This is a genomic window from Natronorubrum sp. A-ect3 (assembly GCF_041821125.1).
In the GTDB taxonomy this organism is placed as follows: Archaea; Halobacteriota; Halobacteria; order Halobacteriales; family Natrialbaceae; genus Natronorubrum; species Natronorubrum bangense.
Genome location: NZ_JBGUBB010000001.1, coordinates 20,130 through 41,851 on the forward strand (window position 1 = coordinate 20,130; position 21,722 = coordinate 41,851).

Consider the following 21,722-nt stretch of genomic DNA (forward strand, 5'->3'; position numbering starts at 1 on the left):
TTGCTCCGTCCTCCGCAGGGACATTCTTTCATGAACGTTTTCGAGGCAGGACGAAAGGCGTTTCGAGAACGCATATACGACCCCGACCACGAAGAGATACGTATGACAGACAACACTGCCGCGGACAACGGCTGGTTCGCGGCTGTCGACGCCGACGATCTCGAGTCGGCCACGGCGGCTGTCCGTGACGGATCGGCCGACGAGCCACACGATTGGCCTGCGCTTGCACTCGAAACAGGGTTCACCGACGACGAAGACGAGTACTACGACGCCCTTCGAGCGGCGACGACGGCTGCAACCCGACGGGATGTCACCGAACGGGAGGCGGCCGACGACCGCCAGCTCGTCCACGCAGTGCGAGCGATGGACGACTGTACGCGGACGGCAAACGAACTCGCCGAACGACTCGCCGAGTGGGCCGGGACCGTCGATCCCGACGCTGGAACGGGCATCGACTACGCCCGCGAGCTGGCGAGTCGGGACGAGATCGAGCCCGGCCACGAACCGCTCGTCTCGCTGGCTGAGCGCGTGGTGGCGCTTGCGGACGAAGCCGACGACCTGCGGGAGTACGTCGACCGACAGACGCCGACCGTCGCGCCGAATCTCGCGGCGCTTGCCGATCCTGTCCTCGCGGCGCGACTGATCTCGCTCGCTGGCGGCCTCGAGTCGCTGGCGAAGAAACCAAGCGGAACGGTCCAGGTGCTTGGAGCCGAGGACGCCCTGTTTGCACATCTGCGCGGTCACGCACCCTCGCCCAAACACGGGATCATCTACATCCACGACGCGGTTCGGGGCACCCATCCTGACGAACGGGGCTCGGCCGCACGCGCGGTAGCCGGCAAACTCGCCATCGCTGCGCGCGTCGATCACTACTCGGGCGAGCTAAAACCCGAACTCGAGGCGGAACTCGAGGATCGAATCGAGACGATCCAGGCTCGAACCGACGATGACGGAGGTGCCGACGATGAGTAACAAGCTTCCAGACGGCGTCGAGCGACGCCAGTTCGATGGCATCGATCGACTCGCGACCCGTGGCGAGCCGGTGTACGGCGAGCCGACCGATGGGGAGTGGCGCGCCTGGGACCCGACTCGATCCAAGCTGGGCGCGATGCTCGACCTCGAGATGGATACCGGCCTCGAGGGCGGCGAAACCGTGCTCTATCTGGGTGCCGCAAGCGGGACGACGGTGAGCCACGTCGCCGATTTCGCCGGCCCAACGTACGCCGTCGAGTTCGCTGCCCGCCCGGCTCGAGACTTGCTCGAGGCTGCCGACTCTCGGCCGCGGCTGTTCCCGCTGCTCAAAGACGCCCGGAAGCCAGAGACGTACGCCCACGTCGTCGAATCGAACGTCGACGTGCTCGTCCAGGACGTGGCCACGCGGGGACAGGCCCGTGTCGCCCTCGAGAACGCACGCTTTCTCGCCGATGACGGACGGCTGTTGCTGGCTGTCAAGGCCAGAAGTGAGGACGTCACGCGCGACCCGGATGCTGTCTTCGAAGACGTGCAGGCAGCACTCGAGGATGGGTATGAGATCCTCGAGACACAGCGACTCGAGGCGTACCATACGGACCATCTCGGGATCGTCGCCCGACCGCGCTGACGACCCGGCAAGCGCTGTTCGCTCGTTGTGTCGGCGAACAGTTATATGAGAATTCGTTGTACCACGTGCTGGTATGTCAGCACACACCACAATTGGGGAGACACTCGAGCAGACGGTTGACCGACACTCCGACCGTGATGCAGTCATCTATCCACGCAAGGACCAGCGATGGACCTATGCCGAGTTCAACGACCGGGTCAATCGACTGGCCAACGCGTTGCTCGATGCTGGAATCGAGCCCGGCGACCGAGTCGCAACCGTCCTGCACAACGGCTCGGAGATGGCACTCACAGTGTACGCCTGTGCGAAAATCGGGGCTGTATTCATCCCGCTGAACTTCCGGCTTCCGTCGGGTGAGATCGAGTACATCGTCACCGACGCCGCGGCCGACCTGCTCCTGTTCGAAGCCGCGACACAGGAGGCAGTGGCGGACGCTCGTCCCGCCCTCGAAACCGTCGACGAGTACGTCTCCATCGATGGCGACGTTCCTGCGTTCGCGAGCGATTTCTACGCGCTACTCGAGTCGGGAGCCACAGACCGGCCCGACGTTCGCGTCACCGAAGACGACGTGTATGCCTTCATCTACACCTCTGGGACGACGGGCCGGCCGAAAGGCGTCGTCCACGAACATCGAAGTATGGTCGAACACAGTCTCCTGTGTATCGCGGAGTTGAACCTGACCCGCGACGACGTCGGGCTGTCGATGATGCCGCTGTATCACTGTGCAGAACTCCACTGCAATCTGTTTCCGCGGGTCCATCGCGGTGCAGTGAACGTCATCCACCACGAGTTCGAGCCACAGGCCGCTCTCGAGGCGATTGAAGACCACGACGTGACACAGCTGTTTGCCGCTCCGACGGCCTGGAACGCGCTATCGCTTGCTGCCGCCGAGCAGCCTGTCGACGTCTCATCGCTCCGCATCGGGTTGTACGGCGCAGCACCGATGCCCGAACAAGTACTCGAAAACTGCCGAGAACAGCTCTGTGAGGACTACGTTCAGGCGTACGGCATGACCGAGATCGGACCAGCTGGCGTCTTCCAGTCGCCGGACGACCAGGTCTCGAAACAGGGGTCTGCCGGACTCCCTGCGCTCAATCACCAACTGCGCGTGGTCGAACCCGATGCGGATCCAGACCAGGAGGTATCACGGGGAGATATCGGCGAGATCCTGCTCTCGAGTCCGTGCGTGATGCGAGAGTACTGGAACCGTCCAGCGGCGACCGAGCAGTCGTTGCGTGCGGCTGACGGGACGACGTGGTACTACACCGGCGACCTCGGCTACCGTGATGACGACGGCTACCTCTATGTCGTCGACCGAAAGGACGACCTGATCGTCTCCGGCGGCGAGAACATCTATCCAGCCGAGGTCGAAGACGTCCTCTTTGGCCACGAGGCCGTAACGGAGGCTGCTGTCGTCGGCGAACCGAACGACGAGTGGGGTGAACAGGTCGTCGCGTACGTCGTTGGTGAGGATGTCTCTGCCGACGAACTGGATGCGTTTCTCCGAGCAAGCGACCACCTTGCCGACTTCAAGCGCCCGCGAAAATACACGTTCGTCGACGACCTCCCAAAAAACCCCAGCGGCAAGGTTCAGAAGTTCAAGCTCCGAACCGATGAGACGGACAGCGAACCCGAGGACGACCCCGTCGAACCCTGATCAGTACCAGCGACCTGTCCTTTCAAGTTCACTCCCTCGAGGGCGGACGTGGCTCCGGCGACGGACTGACTGCTCGATACAGACCGTTCACTATCGCTCTCGGAAAGCGCCGTAGACTGACTCTGCAAACCGCGGAAACGCCATCGTCGAGCCGATCGCAACGGTGAATGCGACGACGAGCGAAAGCGGCGGATAACCGACTGCGTCCGCGAGCGCTACGCCACCGAATACGGCGACGGCAAGCACGAGATTGTAGTAGACGAACCGCAGCGCGATCAGTACTGGCGCAAGCGACACCCATCCGAGTGTGTCGGTTGCAAACGGCCTGATCCAGCCGCCGCGGATCGCGGTTCCGATCGCAACCATCGTCATCCAGGCGAGAAATCCGGCCGCAGTCGCGTCGTAGACGCCAGTGCCAGGGGCAGCCATGATCACGAATAATATCGGAAGCGCCGGAATCGAGATATCACCGAAGACGTAGCTACAGTCGTGGAGAAATCGACCGAAGCCGCTCTTTTCGGCGTGTGTGAGCTTTCCGTACCCGTACCAGGTGCGGCGCGTAGAGCTGTAGGCCGGACGGGTCTGGCGTCCGGGTTCGTCTCGTCGCTGGCCCATGTGAACACCCAGTACGAGACAGGTGTTAAATCTTCGAGCGTTCTACTCGAGGGCCGCCGCTGCTCATCGACCGATCCATCCAAGTCCGAACTGTCTTTACCACCGCAGACAGAAACGAGAGACGATGGAACGCGGGTCCCGGGAATCGTTTACGCGCATGGGTACGCTGGGGATCGAAGAAGAGTGTTTCGTCGTCGACGACGACGGTCGACCGACGAGTGGCACTGATGACCTCGTCTACGAACACGACCCACCAGAACTCCTCGAGGGTCGGCTCGATCACGAACTGTTCAAGTTCGTCATCGAGACCCAGACACCGTTGATCGAGGACCCGGCCGACGCCCGGGAGTCGCTGCTCGAGATCCGCCAGGCACTGGTCGGCCATGCCACCGAACACGGCTATCAGATCGCCGCCGCCGGCTTACATCCGCTGGCGAAGTGGCGCGAACTCGAGCACGCCGAAAAGCCCCGCTATCGCTCTCAACTCGATCGCATTCAGTATCCACAACACCGGAACACAACGGCAGGTGTCCACATCCACGTCGGCGTTGATGATGCCGACAAGGCGGTCTGGATCGCCAACGAACTGCGCTGGTACGTCCCAGTCATGCTTGCGCTCTCGGCGAACTCACCGTACTGGAACGGGTACGACACTGGACTGCAGTCCGCTCGCGCGAAGATTTTCGAGGGGCTGCCGAACACGGGCATGCCGACCTATTTCGAGGACTACGAGGCGTTCGACCGGTTTGAGCGCCGGATGCTCGAGACCGACTCGATCAACGATCGCGGCGAACTCTGGTACGACGTTCGCCCGCATACGGCCCACGGGACGGTTGAGCTGCGTACGCCGGACGGACAAGCGGACCCAAACGTCGTTCTCGCGTTCGTCGAGTATGCCCATGCACTGGTCGAGGCACTCGCCGAAGCGTACGAAGACGGCACGAGTGGCTCCCAACACCGTCGTGAACTGTTAGACGAGAACAAGTGGCGGGCGATCCGGCACGGACACGCGGCGTCGTTTATCGCCCGTGATCTCGAGGGCACGGTTGACCTCGGCGAACTCGTCGACCGTGAGTGTGAACGGCTGGGGATCGATGGGATCAAACGCATCTACGAGCGCGACAGTGGAGCAACCCGACAACGTCGGCTGCTCGAGGAGCGGGGTCCCGACGCCCTCTGTGAGTCGCTGTTGCTTGGCACTAGCTAACGACTGTCTCGGACCGTGGGTTTCCCGCTCGAGAGGCCGCGAAATGGCCTGCAAAGCTTTACTTCCGTGCGAACCCTTGTCCTTGACGAGAGGACACTATGGCTACAGACGACACTGACGAGCATCAGGCGGACGACGATCGCAGCGATCGGTACCGAGACGAGACCAGCGAAGCGTTCGAAGAAGAGAGTGACCGTCTCGATAGTGATGCGGAGCTGCGTCGAACGACCGCCGTCGAGGAGGTCGACCAGCGCATCGTCGATCTGCTCTCGTGGATCCTCGATACGGAGACTCGAGCAAAGATCTACGTTCACCTCCTCGCACACCCCGGCAGCACCTCCGAAGAGGTCGCCACGGGAACCGGTCTCTACCCGAGCACCGTCCGAGAAGCGCTCGCGGAACTCCACGACGAAGACCGCGTGACGCGGGAGAAACGCGCAAGCGAGGGAGCCGGAAACAACCCCTACGAGTATACCGCTATCCAGCCGAGCGAACTCGTCGGCGGCGTCGTCGATCAGGTCCAGCGGGAGCTGAACACGATCTTCACACTCGATCGCCACGCCGAGTCGGAGCCGACCCTCGAGGACGGCACCGAGCCCGTCACGATTACGGTCAACGACACCGCCCCGTCAGATCCCACTGACGCTAGTGATACCGACGCTGAGGAGTCAGCGTCGACCGACGATCAGTAGCTCCCGTGCCATCGCTGTCCACCCTGCTCGTCTTGTCGGACAGACCGAGTCACCACGCTACTGGCGCTCGAGCGTGATGGCTGTTCGACTAGTATGTCTTGACGACGTGCCGTTGGTCAGTCCTCGAGATCGAGCACTGCCGGTCGCTCGAGTTCGAGATCGCTGTCGACGGCCTGCACAGTCGTCGTCGGCCAGTTGCCCGTCGTCGTAAGTGGTTCGACCGACGTGTCTGCAGCGCCGCGTTGTCCGTCGCTGGCGGTAACCAACACGGTGTCTTCGCTTTTTGCGCCCTCGACAGTTGGGTTCCACGCGTAGGCCATCGGGGCCGTGATCGGTGCCTCGTGATCGGGCGTTGCGATCCACTCTCGACCCGCAAAGCCAGCAGCGCCGCCCTGGTGGTGGCGCTCCCACTCGCCGTCCCAGCCGACCGCGTCGTAGGCGTCCTGAATCGCCGCGAAGACGTCACCGGCCGTCCCGCTATCGCTCGCTGCAGCCTGCGTCGCTGCGAGTGCTGTCGTCTCGACGCGCGCGGCAGCCTCGTGGCGCTTCTCGAGCCACGATGGTGGATCGAAGGCGACGGTCCGGGTACAACTCGCGTGCAAGCCAGCCCGCTGGGTCGTCACGGAGACGAGTGCGTAGTCGCCGAGTTCGGCATCTGTGGGCGTGTAATGGCGGTACTGCTGGGCGCGTTCTGCCCCGCCGACGAGGACAACGGGTGCTTCGATGTCGCGTGCCGAGAGGGCAACTCGAAGTGCCGATGCAACCTCGTGTTCGCTATCGTTGGCCCGAAGCTCTCGACAGACCGACTCGACCGCAGCGGCCGTTTCCTGGCCCAGCGTTCGATACTGTTCGCGGTCACGCTCAGTCAGTGGCTGTCGAAGTGCCGTCGGATCGACGCGCTCGAGCCCCGGGATTTCGATGTCGGCAGCGGCTTCTTCATCGTCGTCGAGTTGGGCTGTGATCGCGTCACCGAGTGAGTGTGCGTGCCACGGGAACGTCTCGACCGAGACTCCATCGCGCTCAAGCTCCGGTAGCTCTTCGGCGGCGATACGCTCCGCTTCGATGTTGTTCGCGATGAGCCGGAGTGTCGTCCCGTCGTAACCGATGGCGGCGACGCCGGCGTCCGTCTCACGGTCGACGACGTTGTTGCCTCCCGTCAGCCAGGCGAAGGCGTTCGGCCGTGCGAACCAGACCGAATCGAGTTCGTGTGACTCGAGATACGACTCGAGTCGTTCGCGCTTGTCCATGTCGGGTGCTGGCACGGCCGACTCTTGAATGCGACGATGGGGGTGTGTCGGGGTGTGGAGTGGTGTTCAGGGGCGATGACGCACTCAGTCACCCGATTCCAGCGGAGTAAGAACGACTCGGGAAACATAAGTATGGGTGGTCCTAACCCCCGCTTGAACGCCTGTGTCGACCGATAGTTACACTTCCCGTCCGGTACTCCGTCCGCTGATCGAACGGTTCGGCTTTCCGCACCTGATCGCGATGACGCTGGTGGTGGTCGCGGCGACCATCCTGCTTGGCGTCGCAGCGAAAGCGACCGGGTCGGGGTTGGCCTGTGAAGCAAACTGGCCCCAGTGTGATGCTGGGCCCTTCAACCTGCTTCCGGCAAACATCCCGAGTTTCTACGAGTGGTTCCACCGCTTCGTCGCGATGTTCGCCGGCTTCGCCATCATCGGCTCCGCCATTGCAGCCATGCGCCTCCCGAACATTGACAAACGTGTGGCCGCACTCGTCGTCGCCGGCATGATTCTGACGCCGATTCAGGTCGTCCTCGGCCGCGAAACCGTCACACAGTACACGATGGACATTCTGGCCCTCCACTTCTGGACGGCCGTGCTCATCTTCGTGTTGTTTACGGTCGCGACCGTCCTCGTCTGGGCCCCGCGGTTGACGTCAAAACATGTTTCCGCCGCGCTCACACTCGGTGCCGTTTCGGTCCCGTTCCACGTCGCCCTCAGCCCGCTGGTGATCGGTGACATCACGTCGTACCGACCATCGGTCCAGATGGCCCAGTACGGTGTCACCCTCGCACTGCTAGCTGCTGTCATCGTCGCGACGATGGTCGGCCGTCGCCACTTCGAGTCGAACCGGTTGACTGCCCTGCTGAGCGGCACGTCGGTGCTCGCCCTCCTTACGATCTTTTTCGGTCGCCGGGCCGTGATGACGTTCAATCCAGCACTCGATTACATCTACGTTGCCGTCGCTGCACTGCTGTTGGTCGTGTTCATCGTCGGCATTCGACTGGTTCGTCGGACCGCGAGTCGCTCGAGCGGCGCGCTTTAAACGCGACCAATCATTTTTCAATCGCGGCTGTCGATCAGCCAGCTGTGGCGACGATTATCATGCCGACGAGAACGGCACTGATGCCAGCGCCGAACAGCGCGTAGTTGGCGAGTGGGTTTGCCGCTCTCGTGATCTCGAGTGTGTAGTGACGAGCCGAGAACGGCCAGAACGGACGGATCCCCATGGGAGTTAGGACATCCGCGAGCAGGTGTGAGCTGATCGAGAGTGTGCCGACGATGAACGCGAACGCTGCAACGCCAGTTTCGGCGGCGGGTGAGGAGACGTCGATAAAGAGTGCGCTGATCGACGCGAGCCCGACACCGACGAGCAGCGCGAAGACCACCGAATGCGTCGGCCCACGGTGCTCGATCGCCGGCAGCTGCTGGTCGCAGTCGGGAAGCGTCGAGAGGGCGAGACAGGCGACTGCGCCGACGGCCGCTGCCGTCTCGTGGCCACCGAGCGCAACGATGGTTCCGAGTGGTGCGTATGCAAGCAGCGCCGCCCCGTAGTGGCCCAGCTGATACACTTGTCCAACGACACTCGACAGTGGAATATAAATACACCGTCCTCAATACGGACGCACAGTCACCGACGGGCAGATCCTCGCTGCCAGCGAGGCGCTGTGACCGCTGCACCTTTTCGTCTCCACGCGAATACCACGATATGCGAACCAGTCTCAACATTCCCGAGGAGATGCTGGCCGAGTTTGACCGAACCTGGCAGGCTGAAGGGCTCGATTCTCGCTCACGCGCACTCCGAGAAGCGATCCAAGAGTACGTCGAATCACACCATCGTCTGGAACAGGCTCGTGGAACGGTCGCGGCGACAGTCGTCTTCGACTACGTCCACGAAGAAATCATCGAAGACCTCCACGAGATCCAACACGAGTTTCAGGCCGAGATCGACACCACCTGTCACGTCCATCACGGTGAATGGTGTCTCGAGGCCGTCTTCTGTCACGGCCCGGCCGAGGAGATACGGGATCTCGTCTATCGGCTGAAAGACTTCGACGCCGTCGGGCGCGTCAGGGTAACGTTGCTCCGAGCAGAGCAGCAATCGCACTGACGTGTCTGGCGAGATAGTGCTCTATAGTAACGACTGAATCGATGTACACATCCATCGCACTGGCCGCGGTTCTCGCTCGAGTCCTCGCTCACGGGACGTTCCTCCCCGTTCGCTTTCCGCGGTTCGGAACGAACGAAGTGAGCGAGAACCGCGCTCTCGCCATGCGAGCAGGTGTGCAGTGAGGTTCAGTGGCGACTATCGTTTCGAGACTGCAGGAAGACGCGCGCAAGTCGAGTTCGCTGTCCGTGTTACTCACTCGAGACGACGACGCGTCCGTCGCTCGTGGCGGTTACCTCGTAGCCGTCGTGTGTGAACGTGATAGTTCCGGTTCTCGATGCGCCGCTGTAGGTCGAGCTGAAAAGGGCGTTCAGGGCGTCAGGATCGATCGTCTTGAACAGCGGCGTAAGCATGCCGACATCCTGTTCTGGCGAGGTCGAACAGCCCGCTGCTGTTCGCAAGGCTGCAATCACTGCATCACTCAGCGTTTCGTCGCTACCAGCCGTATACGTTATTTCCCCCTCTCGTACGGCCCCCGCTGCATGATCTTGCTTTGTGGCCATCGGTATACGAGTACGGACGAACCGTTGATAGGAGTTCGACCGGGTTTATCGATCAATGTTTTAAGTTCGATTGTCCTCGGCGATCGTGTTGCGCAACAGCGCTTCGTGTCCGCGCCGAAGCAGTGCAGAGAACGCCTGACTCGAGATGTCGAACTCCTCGGCCAGTTCAGCTGTCGAAACCTCGCGTGGAACGTCGAAATAGCCTCGCTCCAATGCACAACACAACGCATCTCGCTGGCGGGCAGTGAGCCCATACTTTGCCGTCGTTTCCGCATCACTTCGATAGAGCCGTCGCAGCTCGAACGAGAGATCGCGTTCCTGACACCGTTCGCGGTAATCGATCAGTGCGCTCCGACTCGGGACCTGCGCACGGTAGTTCATTTTGTCTGCCCCCGCTTCGATGTCGAGAAACGTGATGCCATACGTGATCGCATCGACGTACGTCAGCCCTCGCTCGCCCGCTGGAGACAGCGACATCCGGAAAAGACGTCGCTCGGGAAGCGTCGAAAGGACCTCGAATGAGGTGATCGATGGATCATCTGGGAGTTCCTGAAAGAATTGGTCGAGATCGGCTTCCGTCCCCTTCGCCCAGACGATCAGTCGTGGGTGGGTGCCGGGGGCTGGCTGTTCGTCCTCGACTTCGAGTGTGACCCCTGAAACCGACCGTCGCGTTTCCTGTAGGATTGGGTTCGATAATGTATACTCAGCGATAACACTCATTATCGTTCGGTATCGGCCTATCGGTAAGGTGCTTTCGCCGCTGTCAGTTCGCTACCGACCGAACCGTTTCCTGATCGTCGCCCGCAGCGGTAGCCCCAGTGCGCCGACAATCGGGAGCACCACGAACGCGAGGAGATCGATCGCAAGCGTCGCCGCTCCGGCAGCCGCGATTGCAAAGCCGACGGCCGGTGCCAACACCGGGAGTACGTACAGATACGACGGCTTCCAGCCCGGTCCACGCCGCGTATGACGAACGATTACGCCGAACAGAACGGGCATGAGGACCGCACCGGCCAGCAACGGCCCGCCGACGAGAGTGGTCGACACGGCCACTGCAAGTGCGACGACGATCGTTTCGTCGATCGACACCGGCCCCCACGTCTCTCGGTCCCGGACGAGACGAGCACCGAGCAAGACGAGAAGCGTCACGCCGACGCCACCAGCTAACGCGGCGTACCACTGCAGTGGTTCGAGCGGCGGCGCGACGAGTTCGACGGCCACCAGAAACTCAGTCGTTGTCTCGATGCCGTGACGGCTGCTCGAGAGCGTCTCCCAGAGGCCGTTGGGATCGGCACCGATCGCCTGTAGCTCGGTCGAAAGCGTCTCGAGGCCGGCCTCGTTTTCGAACGCGAAGTGGGCGAGTCCGACGACGTAGAGACAGACTGACAGCCAGATCAGTGGTAACGAGAAGTTCTGTCGTCGCCACCACCGAGAGACCGGGTTATCGGCAAGGCCGCCAGATCCGGTCTGTGCGTCGGACTCGGACGTGGTCTGTGTTTCGCTGCGTGTGGCACTGCCGGCCGAACTGCCGCTGTGGGTGGTGTTCGACGTGGCGGCCCCAGTCGCTGTTCTAGATGACCCGCTACCGCCAGTCGTTGTGGTACTCGAGGTGTCCGTGGCCGTCTTGGATGTTCCACTGCTGCCAGTCGTTGTGGTACTCGAGGTGCCTGCGGTCGTCTTGGACGTTCCACCTGTTTTCGCCCCGGTTGCTGATGCTCGCTTCGATGTCGTCGATTCGCCGGCACTCGACGAACTGGACGATGAGTAGGTAAACGTCTTCCCGGAACTCGTCTCGTCTGCCTGTGAGTCGCCTGACGTGGTTGTCTCCGACGACTGTGAGCTGTCGGTGCTCTGCCAGACGTCCGGTGAGGGGATTCCGCTGGTTCGCTTGGCGACGTAATCTTTGTGGCCCATCCGGTCGTAGGCCTTCCGTTCGACGGGATCGCCGAGAATATCGTACGCCTTCTTAACGGCCGTAAACTGGGCTCGAGCCCGGTCGTCGTCGTTATGATCGGGGTGATATACGCGGACCTGTTCACGGTAGGCATCTTTGATCTCGTCTTGGGATGCATCGGACGAGATCTCCAGGAGATCGTAGAAATCCTCGGTCATGTAACCCTCTGTGATCGTCTCGTTTGCTGCATTGTACTCGAGGGGGGGTTATAATAACAGTGCTCTCACGAGAAGTCAGTGAGCGACGACTGACCGTCCGTATGGTGACTATGGGTCGTCTCCCCGTCGCTCGGTGTGCCGTCAGTTCGGTGGTCGACCTCACGGTGGCCCCAACTGTCGAGACTCGCCTGATCGGTCGCGGCGAACTCGAGGTTTGCGACGCGAACGCCGAGTTTGCGGACGGGGTCGGTTTCGAACTCCGTGAACAGGTCGCGAGCGATCCGCTCGACGAGGTCGGGGTCGTCGACTGGCCCTGGCAGCGATCGCTCGCGGGTGTTGACGTCGTACGGCGGTGTGACGGCTTTGACCCCGATCGTCCGGTACAGCGCACCCTCGCGTTGTGCACGGTTGGCGACGGCCGTCGCGAGCGCCTCGATCTGTTCGTACTTGGGGGCCGACGCCGTGATCGGTTCGGCGAACGCGGACTCCCGCGAGAAGCTTTTGGGCTCCCCTTTCGGTTCGACCCGACGATCGTCATCGCCACGGGCGCGGTCATAGAGCTCCCGGCCCCGTTCGCCAAAGCGGTCGACCAGCGGCTCGGGATCGGTTGCGGCGACGTCGCCGGCTGTCTCGAGTCCCATCTCGCGGAGCTCACGGGCTGTCACGGGACCGACGCCGTGAAGCAGGTCGACCTCGAGCGGGGCCAGAAACTCCCGCACCTCGCCGGGTCGAACGACGGTCAGCCCGTCGGGTTTCTCGAAGTCGCTGGCGATTTTGGCCGCGCTCATCGTCGGTGCGACGCCGACGCTGACGACGACGCCAACGTCTCGGCGGATGCGGTCTTTGATGTGTCGAGCGAAGCCGTCGGCAACCTCCCAGGCGGTTCGGTCGGTGACGTCGAGATAGGCCTCGTCGATGCTCACCTCCCGCACGACGTCGGCACAGTCGTGGAGGATCGTCCGGACGTCTTCGGCCACCGACTCGTAGTAGTCCAGATCAACCGGGCGATAGAAGCCGGTTTGCTCGCGGTCTCGCGGTGGCTCACTCGAGCCATCTGGGGCACGTCTCGGCAAGCGCTCGAGTGCACTCGAGATCGCTTGTGCGCTTTCGACGCCGAACTCGCGGGCTTCGTAGCTGGCGGTGGCGACAGCGCCGACGGTCTCGCCGGGTTCATAACCCATGCCGACGACGACGGGCTCACCGCGGAGTTGGGGCTCGCGGAGGCGTTCACAGGCGGCATAGAAGCAATCCGCATCGACGTGACAGACGATTCGCTCGTCGTCGTCCGTCACCTCGACGCCCGGCAGCCGCGGCCCGTCAGTCATTCATTTGAGGGTTCGTGCGAACCGTTGTGAACGTTGTGTCCGCGTCGTCCTCGAGCGACGTCGCGGTCGGACTGCGATGGGGGATAGAAGCGGACTCCTGTGATCGTCGTCTTCGAAGTTCGATATGCATGCACACACGCTCTCATCGGAAGTGAAAGCCGTTTCCGGAGACGTGCTGTCGCCACAGAAAATCGCGTCTCGTTTTCAATCAGCAATTACCGAGTTAACCGCTGTCTGATATGCGCGTGGGCGATTTATGCACACCTATGTGGAGACCACTCGTATGGCGGACAAAGAGATCAGAGGGCAAACGGTCGCTGACCGCGCCACAAACGAGTTGGCTGTCGTCCCAACCGTAGGGGAGAGTACCATTACCTGTGTCCGCTCGCTTGGACGAAGAGAGATCCCATCGATCGTCGTCTCGCCCAGTCCGAACGTCCCTCCGTCTAACTCCCGATACTGTCGTGAATCGGTTGTTGTACCGTCTCCGGAGGAGAGTCTGCTCGAGTACAAAGAAGCCCTGTTGTCACTCGCGAGCAGGCCCGATGTACGGACGATCATCCCGATGCAGGAGGCGGACGTCTACGTTCTCTCGAGGTTTCGGTCCGAGTTCGAGGATCACGTGACGACGCCTTGCCCACCTCACGAGTCGCTCCGAATTTCACAGGACCGCGTGCGTCTCGTTCGGGAGGCGCAGGCGGCTGGAGTTCAGACCCCCGAGACGGAACTGCTCACCGACGTGGATGACTGGAACCGCGAACTGATCGTCAAGCCGAGACACTCGATACTGACGTCCGAATCCCTCGAATCGACCTCACCGGAGTACTTCGTTGAACCGCCGTCAACGGAGTACATAGTTCCCGGCGACGAACCGGACCAGGAGGCGATCCGCGCCAACATGGATCACATCCCGATCGTACAAGAGTACGTTTCGGGCACCGAGTACTCGTTCTGGGCGCTGTACGACCGTGGGACGGCGGTCGCGACGTGTCACAAGCATCAGCTGCGGGGCGACTCGTATGCCGGCGGCGTCAGTAGTTATCGGGAGACGACGTACGATCCGGAACTTGAGTCAGTGGGACGGGCGCTGCTCGACCACCTCGACTGGCACGGGTTGGCCGCCGTACAGTTCCTCAAAGACGATGAGTCAGACGAGTACACACTCCTGGAGATCAACCCTCGCGTCTGGGTGTCGATGTCGTGTGCCGTCGAGGCGGGCGCTGATTTCCCGTTTTATTACTGGCGTCTCGCCGGCGACGAACCGATTCCGGCCGACTCGCAATACAAGTTAGGCGTTGGCACGCACGATGTCAACGGTGAGATCGAGTATCTTCGCAGCATTGTCACAGGAGCGTTTCCCGACTACGTTGAGCGGCCATCGCTCGCGACGGCAAGTTGGGAGGTCGCGCGGGCGCTCTACGCACAGCCAAACTTCGCGTACGTCGCCCTCGACGACCCGTCGCCCGCCGTACTCGGTGTCGCGAACAACGTGGTGAACATCGCCCGGAACGTCGGCGAATCAGTCTCCGATCGATTGCCGCGGCCGTCCGCGAGACAGGCACGTTGACCTGCTCGGACGTCTTCAGCCACCGACTCGTAGTAGTCTAGAATAGAAGTCGGTTTGCTCGCGGAGGCGTTCACAGGCGGCATAGAAGCGATCCGCATCGACGTGACAGACGATTCATTCCTCGTCTATCTTCTCTCTCGGTGCCCAGAGCGCACACCAGTCTGTCGATCGAATCTCGCCTTCGACTTCGGTACACGCGCCGATTGCATCGCCGTCACGATCGTCGATGTAGTACGTACAGGTGCCACAGACGTTGCCCTCCACGGGGCCACACTGATACGCGGCTTCCTCTCTCGAGAGGAGTTCGTCTTCGTCCTTTCGTTCGATCCCGTCGATACTCACCGCATCTGCTTCGATCTCGGGGACGGTCTCACTCAGTTCGTCGAAACACCAGTCTTCCGGTCGATCCACTGCCGATTCACCAGCCGCATAGCTGATATCTTCGCCGAGACAACCGGCGAGCACGATTGCTGACCCACACCCAGTGGCCCGCAGGAACCGACGCCGCGACTCGCGTGGGTTCCGGTCTCCCATGCTAGCTGCTATGTGTTACCGTTTCAAAAACCCCTGTTCAGCGAGACAGATATGTCGTCACAACGAAAATCACGCAGACGAATTCTCGAGTAAAATCCCATGGCCGACAGCAACGCTCGACGGAGTCGCGGTGTCCCGGCAGCCGCAGGCTGACTCACTTTGTGAACGCTCCCCATCAGTGCTAGTGTGGCTAGCCAACACTGCTCATAGCCTCCAACGGGGTGAGCGAACACGATGGGTGACAACGAGGACACGACCACGGACGAACCGTTCCATCCGCTCGGGGACGAGTGGCAAACGGAACTCGAGGCGATACTCGAGGACACCGACCACGACACAGAACTCGGCCTCGCAATGGCTGGGGATGCCATGCGTGTCACGGCGGGCGACCTCTCGGAGTCGGCGTTCTACGAACGGTACCACGAGGCTGTCGTCGAAGAGTTCGGTGAGGACGAACGGCCGGTCGAACGGCCAGCAGACGATGGCCAACTCGAGGGAACGCTCTCTCGGTTCGGTGTCGACGACGAATCGCGGCGGGAGGTGATGCAGAAGATCGGCGTCGGAGCGGGGGCGGTCGGACTCGGCACGTGGGGGACGGTGTCGGACGACGAGCCGAGATTTGGGGCGAGCGAGGCGGATGAAACAGCGACGGAGCAAGACGATGAGGAGGGCGTCCAGTGGGGCATGGTGCTCGACCTCGAACGGTGTGATGGCTGTCTCTCCTGTGTCGTCGCCTGTGCTGAAGAGCACAACTGGGAGCAGGGAGCAAACTGGATGTACGTTCTGGATTACGAAGACAGTACGCCGGGTGGACGGAATCGCCTGATTCGTCCCTGTCAGCACTGTACGGATGCCCCGTGTGAGAAGGTGTGTCCGACGACGGCACGCCATACCCGGCAAAGCGACGGCCTCGTGTTGACTGACTACGACGTCTGCATCGGCTGTCGCTACTGCCAGGTCGCCTGTCCGTACGGTGTCAACTACTTCCAGTGGGGAGAGCCGGAGGTGTCGGCCGAAGAACTCGAGGAGGATCACATCTACGACGAGCGCGGCCGCTGGGTTGGCAGTCGGAGTCCGAAAGGCGTCATGGAGAAGTGTACGTTCTGTGCGACCCGTCAGGATGGCTCCAAAGGCGAGGAACTCGTCGGTCGAACTGCCTGCGAGGATGCCTGTCCGCCCGAGGCAATCCAGTTTGGCGACATGAACGACTCTGAGAGCGACCCACAGCAGTATCTCGACGATCCCGCGCTGGCTCGAGTACAGGCACAGAGCCCACCCGAAGCGGAGTTGCAGGAGGCGATTGCCGTTCTCACAGGGGAGACGGAGCCGGCGGAAGACGAAGACGATGACGGGCTGACTGAACGCGAGGCGCGGTCGCTCGTCCAGGCGGAAGGCGGCACCGGCGACTCGACGTTTAAACTGTTAGAAGAAATCGGTACCGAACCGAATATCGTCTATATCGGGAACGAACCGGGACCAAACGCCCAGCAGGTCGACGGTCCAGTTGACTACGAGGACGTTGGCCACACGGACAACCGAAAAGACATCGTCGACCAGGGGACTGTCGGCATCGATCCGTTCAACTGACTCGAGTCGCGGGTTGATCGACACTCCGCTCGAGGTGTGCAGCCCCCGTCAGTTGTAGCCACGCCAGCGTTTCCCGCATTCGGTACACTTGAAAAAGCGCGTCGGGGGTTCGTCCGCCGATGCGGTCTGTTTGAGCGTGTACCAGGCTTCCTGATTCCCACACTCGTCACAGATCACGTCCGTCGCCTTTGGCTTGCCTTCGAAGTTCGCGTTCTCGTCCGACTCGATCACCTCAGCGTCGGTCTGTGACTCCGTCGTGACGAACGCGTCTTCTTGCTCACGATCTCGCTCGAGCGACGCACCACAGTCATCGTTTGTACAGACCATGCGGTCGCCCTCGGCTTTCATCATCGAACCGCAGTCGTCGCAAAACTGCATACTCATGCGTAGACGGTCGAGTCGCAAAAACACTCCTTTCGCGTTCGCAAGCGACTGATAGATACGATAGCAGCCGGCGCTCAGCGCTCGGTGTGAATAGACGCGCCGCTCGAGGCAGGAGCCGAAAGCACGACGTCGCCCTCGAGGTCGTTGTCCGTGAGCGCGTCCCGGGCGGCAGCCGTGGCTTCGTCGGCGTGTGTTCGATCCGTGAGGGCGTAGACGACGGGTCCCCACGACGACTGGCCGACGCCTGTACAGACCGGACAGGCCTCGAGCGTTTCGACGAGGGTGCCTGCGGGCGGGCGAAAGACGCCACCCTGTGCGTCGGCGTACCACGCGCCGTTCTTGCGACCGATTTCGGCGGTCGCCTCGCCGAAGGCCTCGAGTCGACCCTCGGCTGCGGCCGGCAACAGCTTCCGGGTGATGACGCCGGCGATCTCGTCGGCGACGGCGGGATCTGCGCGCTCGACGACCGTTCGCATACTCGCGTCCTCGTCATCGCCGCTGCGGCCGGGGTCGCTATCGGGGATGACGACGAGAAATCGCCAGTCGTCGGGCAACGCGTGGCGAGCGACGACGGGTGGGACCGTCCAGTCACCCTCCGTCGGTGGCTCGGTCGTAAACCGGTTCGTCGGATGGCCGGCATCGACGACGAATCCGCCGTCTTCGAACGTTGCGACGCCGATACCACTTCGCCCGCCACGGCCCATTTCGGGTGCCTGCTCCCGAACTTCCGGCTCGAGCCCGTAGGCGTGCGCCGTCGCCGCGAGCACGGACAGCGCAAGCTGGGTGCCGCTCCCGAGACCGATATGGCGTGGGAGCCGTTCCTCAACCGTGACCGCGACGCCGGGAACGTCGAGTGCGTCGGCGGCGCGAGCCGCATACGTCCGGACTAGTTGATCGTCGCTCTCCACGTCGGAGGCGGGGGTGGCGGTGACCGTGACGCGTGGCTCCTCGAGACCGACACCAATGCCGCCGTAGAGCCGCCGCCGAGCCAGCGAAAGGTTCTGGAACCCGATATGGAGCCGGGCACCTGCGCTGACGGTCGCGATTGTCATAGACGGCGGTAGGCAAGCCCCCGGCAAGGGGGTTTCGACGGTGGCAACGACTGTCGACGGGACGCCTGCTCAAACGCCACCTCTCGTGTCATCGATAGTTCTTTTCGGCCGGTCGTATCACCAGTATGCATGGAATTCACACGCGCACTCGAGGTCGATGCCTCCCTCACCTGCGTCGTCGGCGCTGGTGGCAAGAAGTCGACACTGTACGAACTCGCCGGCCGACTCGAGCGAACGGTCGTCACGGCAACCGTTCGAATCCCGATCTTCGACCGCGAGGTCGCCGACGTGTGGGTAACTGACGACCCGATCGCCGCCCTCGAGCGGGCAAGCGCCGATGATCGTGACCTCGAGTGGCCGCTGGGGCTGGTTCCCGAACAGGAACGAGACGACCGATACCGGGGATACGATCCCGAAACGGTCGACCGAATCGCTGGGGCTTCGGCTGTCGACCACGTGCTGGTCAAAGCTGATGGTGCCCGAACACGGCTGTTGAAGGCTCCAAACGAGCGCGAACCACAGCTGCCGAGCGGTGTCGAGACGGTGCTTGCCATCGCCAGCGTCGACGCGGTCGGTCGCCCACTCGAGGAGTCGGTCGTCCACCGTCCGGAGCGCGTCGCGGCGGCAACCGGGCGAGCGGTTGGTGAGCCGATCGAACCGGCCGACGTCGCGACGATCCTGACCAGTCCCGACGGCGGGCTGAAAGACGTTCCCGAGGAGGCGACGTACATTCCGGTGCTCAACATGGTCGACGACGACGATGCCCTCGAGACGGCACGCGAAATTGCGGCGCACGTCCTCGAGAAACCCGCCGCCACGAATCGTGTCTCTCGCGTCGTCCTGACGAGCATGCTCGCCGACGAGCCGCTCATCGAGGTTCGTCGATGAACGACCCCGCAGGAACGCGTGCTGACCGCTTATATGAGCGGCTCCCGTCATGTCACCCGTGACGACTACCGGTTCACTCGAGGGCGTTGTCCTCGCGGGCGGCTACTCGACGCGCTTTGGCGACACGGACAAGGCCGTCGCCGACCTCGCCGGAGTGCCGATGATCCGACGCGTCGTCGATCGTCTCGCGACACTCACCGATGCCGTCGTCGTCAACTGCCGCGACGAGCAACGCGAGGCGATTCAGACGGCGCTGTCGGACCACGATGTCGAGGTGCGCTACGCGATCGACCCGGTCCCGGACCGGGGTCCGTTGGCCGGTATCCAGGTCGGTCTCGAGGCAGTCGACTGCGAGTATGCGGCCGTCGTCGCCTGTGATATGCCGTTTGCCGAGCCGGCGCTGTTCGAACAGCTGTACGCGCACGCCCGTGGCCACGACGGGGCCGTCGTCCGACTCGAGGACGGCTGGTATCAGCCAACGCAGGCGGTCTACCGTGCTGAGTCGATGGCCCGTGCCTGCAAGGAGACGCTCGGCTCCGACGACACTCGGATTCTCGCTGCGTTCGACACGCTCGACGTGGTCACCGTCGCGGAAGCCGACCTCGAGGGCATCTCCGAGATGACGTTCGAGAGCATCGATACGCCGGCAGCGCTACAGCGAGCGACACGACGGCTCGAGTAGACGCGATTCCTGACAAAAAACGTCGTCTGCGTCGTTCGTATTCGAAACAGCGTTTTTCCGTTCGAACCCCGTTACTCCTGTTTCGCGCCGGGGTTGGTCACGGCACCGTTGGCCGCGGAGTCGAACAGCTGTCCGTACTTCGCCAGCACACCGGTCGTGTAGTTGGGTTCGGGGAGGCCGTGTTCCTCGAGTCGCTGCTCGATCTCCTCGTCGGAGAGATCGACGGAGAGCTCGAGGTCGTCGATGTCGATCGTGATGGTGTCGCCGTCCTCGAGGGCGGCGATGGGGCCGCCGACGGCGGCTTCCGGCGCGACGTGGCCGATGGAGAAGCCTCGAGTGGCACCGGAGAACCGGCCGTCGGTGAACAGTGCCACGTCCTCGGCGTGGCCCTGGCCAGCGACCGCGCTCGTGACGCCGAGCATCTCCCGCATACCGGGGCCGCCGCGGGGCCCTTCGTTGCGGATGCCGATGACGTCACCTGTCTCAACGTGCCCTTCCTGGACGTACGCCATCGCGTCCTCTTCTTCTTCGAAGATACGGACGGGGCCCTCGTGATGGAGGTGGTCCTCGCCGGTGATCTTGATGACGGCACCCTCTGGTGCGAGGTTTCCGGTGAGGATACGGATGGCACCGCGTTCGTTGATTGGGTCGTCGACGGTGTAGAGGAACTCAGCGTCGAGATCGCTGATTCGTGGCGGATCGATGCGTTCGATGGCCTCGGCCATCGTCTCGCCGGTGACCGTCAGCGCATCGCCGTGGAGCAGGTCTGCCTCGAGGAGTTCTCGGAGCACGACGGGGACGCCGCCGACCTCGTGGAGGTCGTTCATCACATGTGCGCCGCTGGGCTGGAGCTTGGCGATCTTCGGCGTGCGGGCGCTGATCTCGTTGAAGTCTTCGATATCGAGGTCGATACCGGCCTCGGCAGCCATCGCCAGCAGGTGGAGCACAGCGTTGGTCGAGCCACCGATAGCCACCTGCAGCGCAACCGCGTTTTCGAAGGACGCTCGCGAGAGGAAATCCGACGGCTTGCGCTGCTCGCGGACGACCTCGACGGCGAGTTCGCCGCTCTCGCGGGCGACCTCGTAGCGGTCGTCGTCCTCGGCGGGTGGCGAGGACGAGCCAAGCGGCGCGAAACCGATCGTCTCGGAGATCGACGCCATCGTGTTGGCAGTGAACATCCCACCACAGGAGCCCGCGCCGGGACAGGCGTGGCGCTCCATCTCGTCGAGTTCATCTTCGGACATCTCGCCGTCGGCGACGGCACCGACGCCCTCGAAGACGTTCTGGATCGTGACCTCACGGCCCTCGTGTTCGCCGGGCATGATCGAACCGCCATAGAGGAAGACGCTCGGCAGATCCGTCCGGATCGCGGCCATCATCATCCCTGGCATGTTCTTGTCACAGCCACCGATGGTGACGAGGCCGTCCATACGCTCGCCGAAGGCGACGAGTTCGACGGAGTCGGCGATCACTTCACGGGAGATCAGCGAGGCCTTCATCCCCTCGGTCCCCATCGAGATCGCGTCGGAGATGGTGATCGTGCCGAACTCGATCGGCATCCCGTCGGCCTCGTCGACGGCGTCGTAGGCCGACTGGGCCACATCGTCCAGATGGACGTTACAGGGCGTGATGTCTGCGGCCGGGTTCGCAACGCCGATCATCGGCGAGGACAGGTCCGCATCGTCGTATCCCATCGCGCGGAACATCGCACGGTGTGGGGCGCGTTCGACTCCCTCCGTGACCTCTTTGCTCGGCAACTCCTCGGGTTTGCCCTCGACGGGCGATCCCTGTTCGGACTGTTGGCTCATACCGTGAGATTGCCACCTCGGCGCTTAAAGGGCTTGGATACCGATATCGGCCTTATCAAACCCCACTCGAACACATTCGGCGGTCACCACACCGCCGC

23 protein-coding genes are annotated in these 21,722 nt (G+C 62.6%); 12 read left to right on the forward strand and 11 right to left on the reverse strand.

Features of this window, described 5'->3' with window-relative positions:
* Nucleotides 1-102: 102 nt before the first annotated feature.
* From ACERJA_RS00110 to ACERJA_RS00120, 3 genes are all read left to right on the forward strand, one after another.
* A complete protein-coding gene (locus tag ACERJA_RS00110; protein ID WP_373606334.1) occupies nt 103-972 on the forward strand; it encodes an NOP5/NOP56 family protein in 870 nt (289 codons plus the stop codon).
* Nucleotides 965-1,600 (forward strand): fibrillarin-like rRNA/tRNA 2'-O-methyltransferase, encoded by a 636-nt coding sequence (locus ACERJA_RS00115; protein WP_373606335.1) that lies wholly within the window; start codon nt 965-967, stop codon nt 1,598-1,600. Before ACERJA_RS00110 ends, ACERJA_RS00115 begins: the two co-directional genes overlap by 8 nt.
* Before the next feature lie 73 nt (nt 1,601-1,673).
* Entirely contained in the window at nt 1,674-3,257 is a 1,584-nt protein-coding gene (locus ACERJA_RS00120) for a long-chain-fatty-acid--CoA ligase (protein ID WP_373606336.1), read from the forward strand.
* 90 nt (nt 3,258-3,347) lie between these two features.
* Here the strand turns inward: ACERJA_RS00120 and ACERJA_RS00125 are convergent, their stop codons facing one another.
* Complete coding sequence (locus tag ACERJA_RS00125; protein WP_373606337.1) at nt 3,348-3,872, reverse strand: hypothetical protein; 525 nt, start codon at nt 3,870-3,872, stop codon at nt 3,348-3,350.
* A gap of 124 nt (nt 3,873-3,996) precedes the next feature.
* Here ACERJA_RS00125 and ACERJA_RS00130 point away from each other — a divergent pair, with 124 nt between their 5' ends.
* Complete coding sequence (locus tag ACERJA_RS00130) at nt 3,997-5,079, forward strand: glutamate--cysteine ligase (RefSeq protein ID WP_373606338.1); 1,083 nt, start codon at nt 3,997-3,999, stop codon at nt 5,077-5,079.
* 98 nt (nt 5,080-5,177) lie between these two features.
* Nucleotides 5,178-5,771: a helix-turn-helix domain-containing protein gene (locus ACERJA_RS00135; RefSeq protein ID WP_373606339.1), complete on the forward strand. Its 594-nt coding sequence runs from the start codon at nt 5,178-5,180 to the stop codon at nt 5,769-5,771.
* Nucleotides 5,772-5,887: 116 nt separating this feature from the next.
* Here ACERJA_RS00135 and ACERJA_RS00140 read toward each other — a convergent pair whose 3' ends face one another.
* A complete protein-coding gene (locus tag ACERJA_RS00140) occupies nt 5,888-7,018 on the reverse strand; it encodes a M24 family metallopeptidase (RefSeq protein WP_373606340.1) in 1,131 nt (376 codons plus the stop codon).
* A 163-nt stretch (nt 7,019-7,181) separates the two neighbouring features.
* Here ACERJA_RS00140 and ACERJA_RS00145 point away from each other — a divergent pair, with 163 nt between their 5' ends.
* On the forward strand, nt 7,182-8,060 hold the full coding sequence (locus ACERJA_RS00145) for a cytochrome oxidase assembly protein (protein WP_373606342.1): 879 nt from the start codon (nt 7,182-7,184) through the stop codon (nt 8,058-8,060).
* A 34-nt stretch (nt 8,061-8,094) separates the two neighbouring features.
* On the opposite strand, the gene ACERJA_RS00150 is transcribed toward ACERJA_RS00145, so the two are convergent.
* A complete protein-coding gene (locus ACERJA_RS00150) occupies nt 8,095-8,586 on the reverse strand; it encodes a metal-dependent hydrolase (protein WP_373606344.1) in 492 nt (163 codons plus the stop codon).
* A gap of 137 nt (nt 8,587-8,723) precedes the next feature.
* Here ACERJA_RS00150 and ACERJA_RS00155 point away from each other — a divergent pair, with 137 nt between their 5' ends.
* Together ACERJA_RS00155 and ACERJA_RS00160 are read left to right on the forward strand one after the other, a co-directional pair.
* Complete coding sequence (locus ACERJA_RS00155; protein ID WP_373606346.1) at nt 8,724-9,125, forward strand: CopG family ribbon-helix-helix protein; 402 nt, start codon at nt 8,724-8,726, stop codon at nt 9,123-9,125.
* Nucleotides 9,126-9,166: 41 nt separating this feature from the next.
* Nucleotides 9,167-9,307, forward strand: coding sequence for a hypothetical protein (locus tag ACERJA_RS00160; RefSeq protein ID WP_373606348.1), 141 nt, complete (start codon nt 9,167-9,169; stop codon nt 9,305-9,307).
* A gap of 66 nt (nt 9,308-9,373) precedes the next feature.
* Here the strand turns inward: ACERJA_RS00160 and ACERJA_RS00165 are convergent, their stop codons facing one another.
* From ACERJA_RS00165 to dinB, 4 genes are all read right to left on the reverse strand, one after another.
* A complete protein-coding gene (locus tag ACERJA_RS00165; RefSeq protein ID WP_373606350.1) occupies nt 9,374-9,685 on the reverse strand; it encodes a HalOD1 output domain-containing protein in 312 nt (103 codons plus the stop codon).
* A gap of 60 nt (nt 9,686-9,745) precedes the next feature.
* Entirely contained in the window at nt 9,746-10,405 is a 660-nt protein-coding gene (locus ACERJA_RS00170; RefSeq protein ID WP_373606351.1) for a helix-turn-helix domain-containing protein, read from the reverse strand.
* 51 nt (nt 10,406-10,456) lie between these two features.
* Nucleotides 10,457-11,797 carry a J domain-containing protein gene (locus ACERJA_RS00175; protein ID WP_373606352.1) on the reverse strand — a complete coding sequence of 447 codons (1,341 nt, stop codon included), beginning with the start codon at nt 11,795-11,797 and terminating at the stop codon, nt 10,457-10,459.
* Between the two features lie 65 nt (nt 11,798-11,862).
* Nucleotides 11,863-13,122, reverse strand: coding sequence for a DNA polymerase IV (gene dinB, locus ACERJA_RS00180; RefSeq protein ID WP_373606353.1), 1,260 nt, complete (start codon nt 13,120-13,122; stop codon nt 11,863-11,865).
* 283 nt (nt 13,123-13,405) lie between these two features.
* Between dinB and ACERJA_RS00185 the strand changes: the two genes are divergently transcribed.
* Nucleotides 13,406-14,689 (forward strand): ATP-grasp domain-containing protein, encoded by a 1,284-nt coding sequence (locus ACERJA_RS00185; protein WP_373606354.1) that lies wholly within the window; start codon nt 13,406-13,408, stop codon nt 14,687-14,689.
* Between the two features lie 114 nt (nt 14,690-14,803).
* Here ACERJA_RS00185 and ACERJA_RS00190 read toward each other — a convergent pair whose 3' ends face one another.
* Complete coding sequence (locus ACERJA_RS00190; RefSeq protein ID WP_373606355.1) at nt 14,804-15,223, reverse strand: high-potential iron-sulfur protein; 420 nt, start codon at nt 15,221-15,223, stop codon at nt 14,804-14,806.
* A 234-nt stretch (nt 15,224-15,457) separates the two neighbouring features.
* Between ACERJA_RS00190 and ACERJA_RS00195 the strand changes: the two genes are divergently transcribed.
* Nucleotides 15,458-16,810, forward strand: a complete 1,353-nt coding sequence (locus ACERJA_RS00195; protein ID WP_373606356.1) for a 4Fe-4S ferredoxin N-terminal domain-containing protein — start codon at nt 15,458-15,460, stop codon at nt 16,808-16,810.
* 48 nt (nt 16,811-16,858) lie between these two features.
* Here ACERJA_RS00195 and ACERJA_RS00200 read toward each other — a convergent pair whose 3' ends face one another.
* Together ACERJA_RS00200 and ACERJA_RS00205 are read right to left on the reverse strand one after the other, a co-directional pair.
* Nucleotides 16,859-17,188, reverse strand: coding sequence for a transcription factor S (locus ACERJA_RS00200; RefSeq protein ID WP_006067660.1), 330 nt, complete (start codon nt 17,186-17,188; stop codon nt 16,859-16,861).
* Between the two features lie 80 nt (nt 17,189-17,268).
* Nucleotides 17,269-18,246, reverse strand: coding sequence for a beta-ribofuranosylaminobenzene 5'-phosphate synthase family protein (locus tag ACERJA_RS00205; protein ID WP_373606357.1), 978 nt, complete (start codon nt 18,244-18,246; stop codon nt 17,269-17,271).
* Nucleotides 18,247-18,375: 129 nt separating this feature from the next.
* Here ACERJA_RS00205 and yqeC point away from each other — a divergent pair, with 129 nt between their 5' ends.
* Nucleotides 18,376-19,134, forward strand: coding sequence for a selenium cofactor biosynthesis protein YqeC (yqeC, locus tag ACERJA_RS00210; RefSeq protein WP_373606358.1), 759 nt, complete (start codon nt 18,376-18,378; stop codon nt 19,132-19,134).
* Nucleotides 19,135-19,183: 49 nt separating this feature from the next.
* Nucleotides 19,184-19,816 (forward strand): molybdenum cofactor guanylyltransferase, encoded by a 633-nt coding sequence (locus tag ACERJA_RS00215; protein ID WP_373606359.1) that lies wholly within the window; start codon nt 19,184-19,186, stop codon nt 19,814-19,816.
* Between the two features lie 71 nt (nt 19,817-19,887).
* On the opposite strand, the gene ilvD is transcribed toward ACERJA_RS00215, so the two are convergent.
* Nucleotides 19,888-21,624, reverse strand: a complete 1,737-nt coding sequence (gene ilvD / locus ACERJA_RS00220) for a dihydroxy-acid dehydratase (protein ID WP_373606360.1) — start codon at nt 21,622-21,624, stop codon at nt 19,888-19,890.
* Between the last annotated feature and the right edge of the window lie 98 nt (nt 21,625-21,722).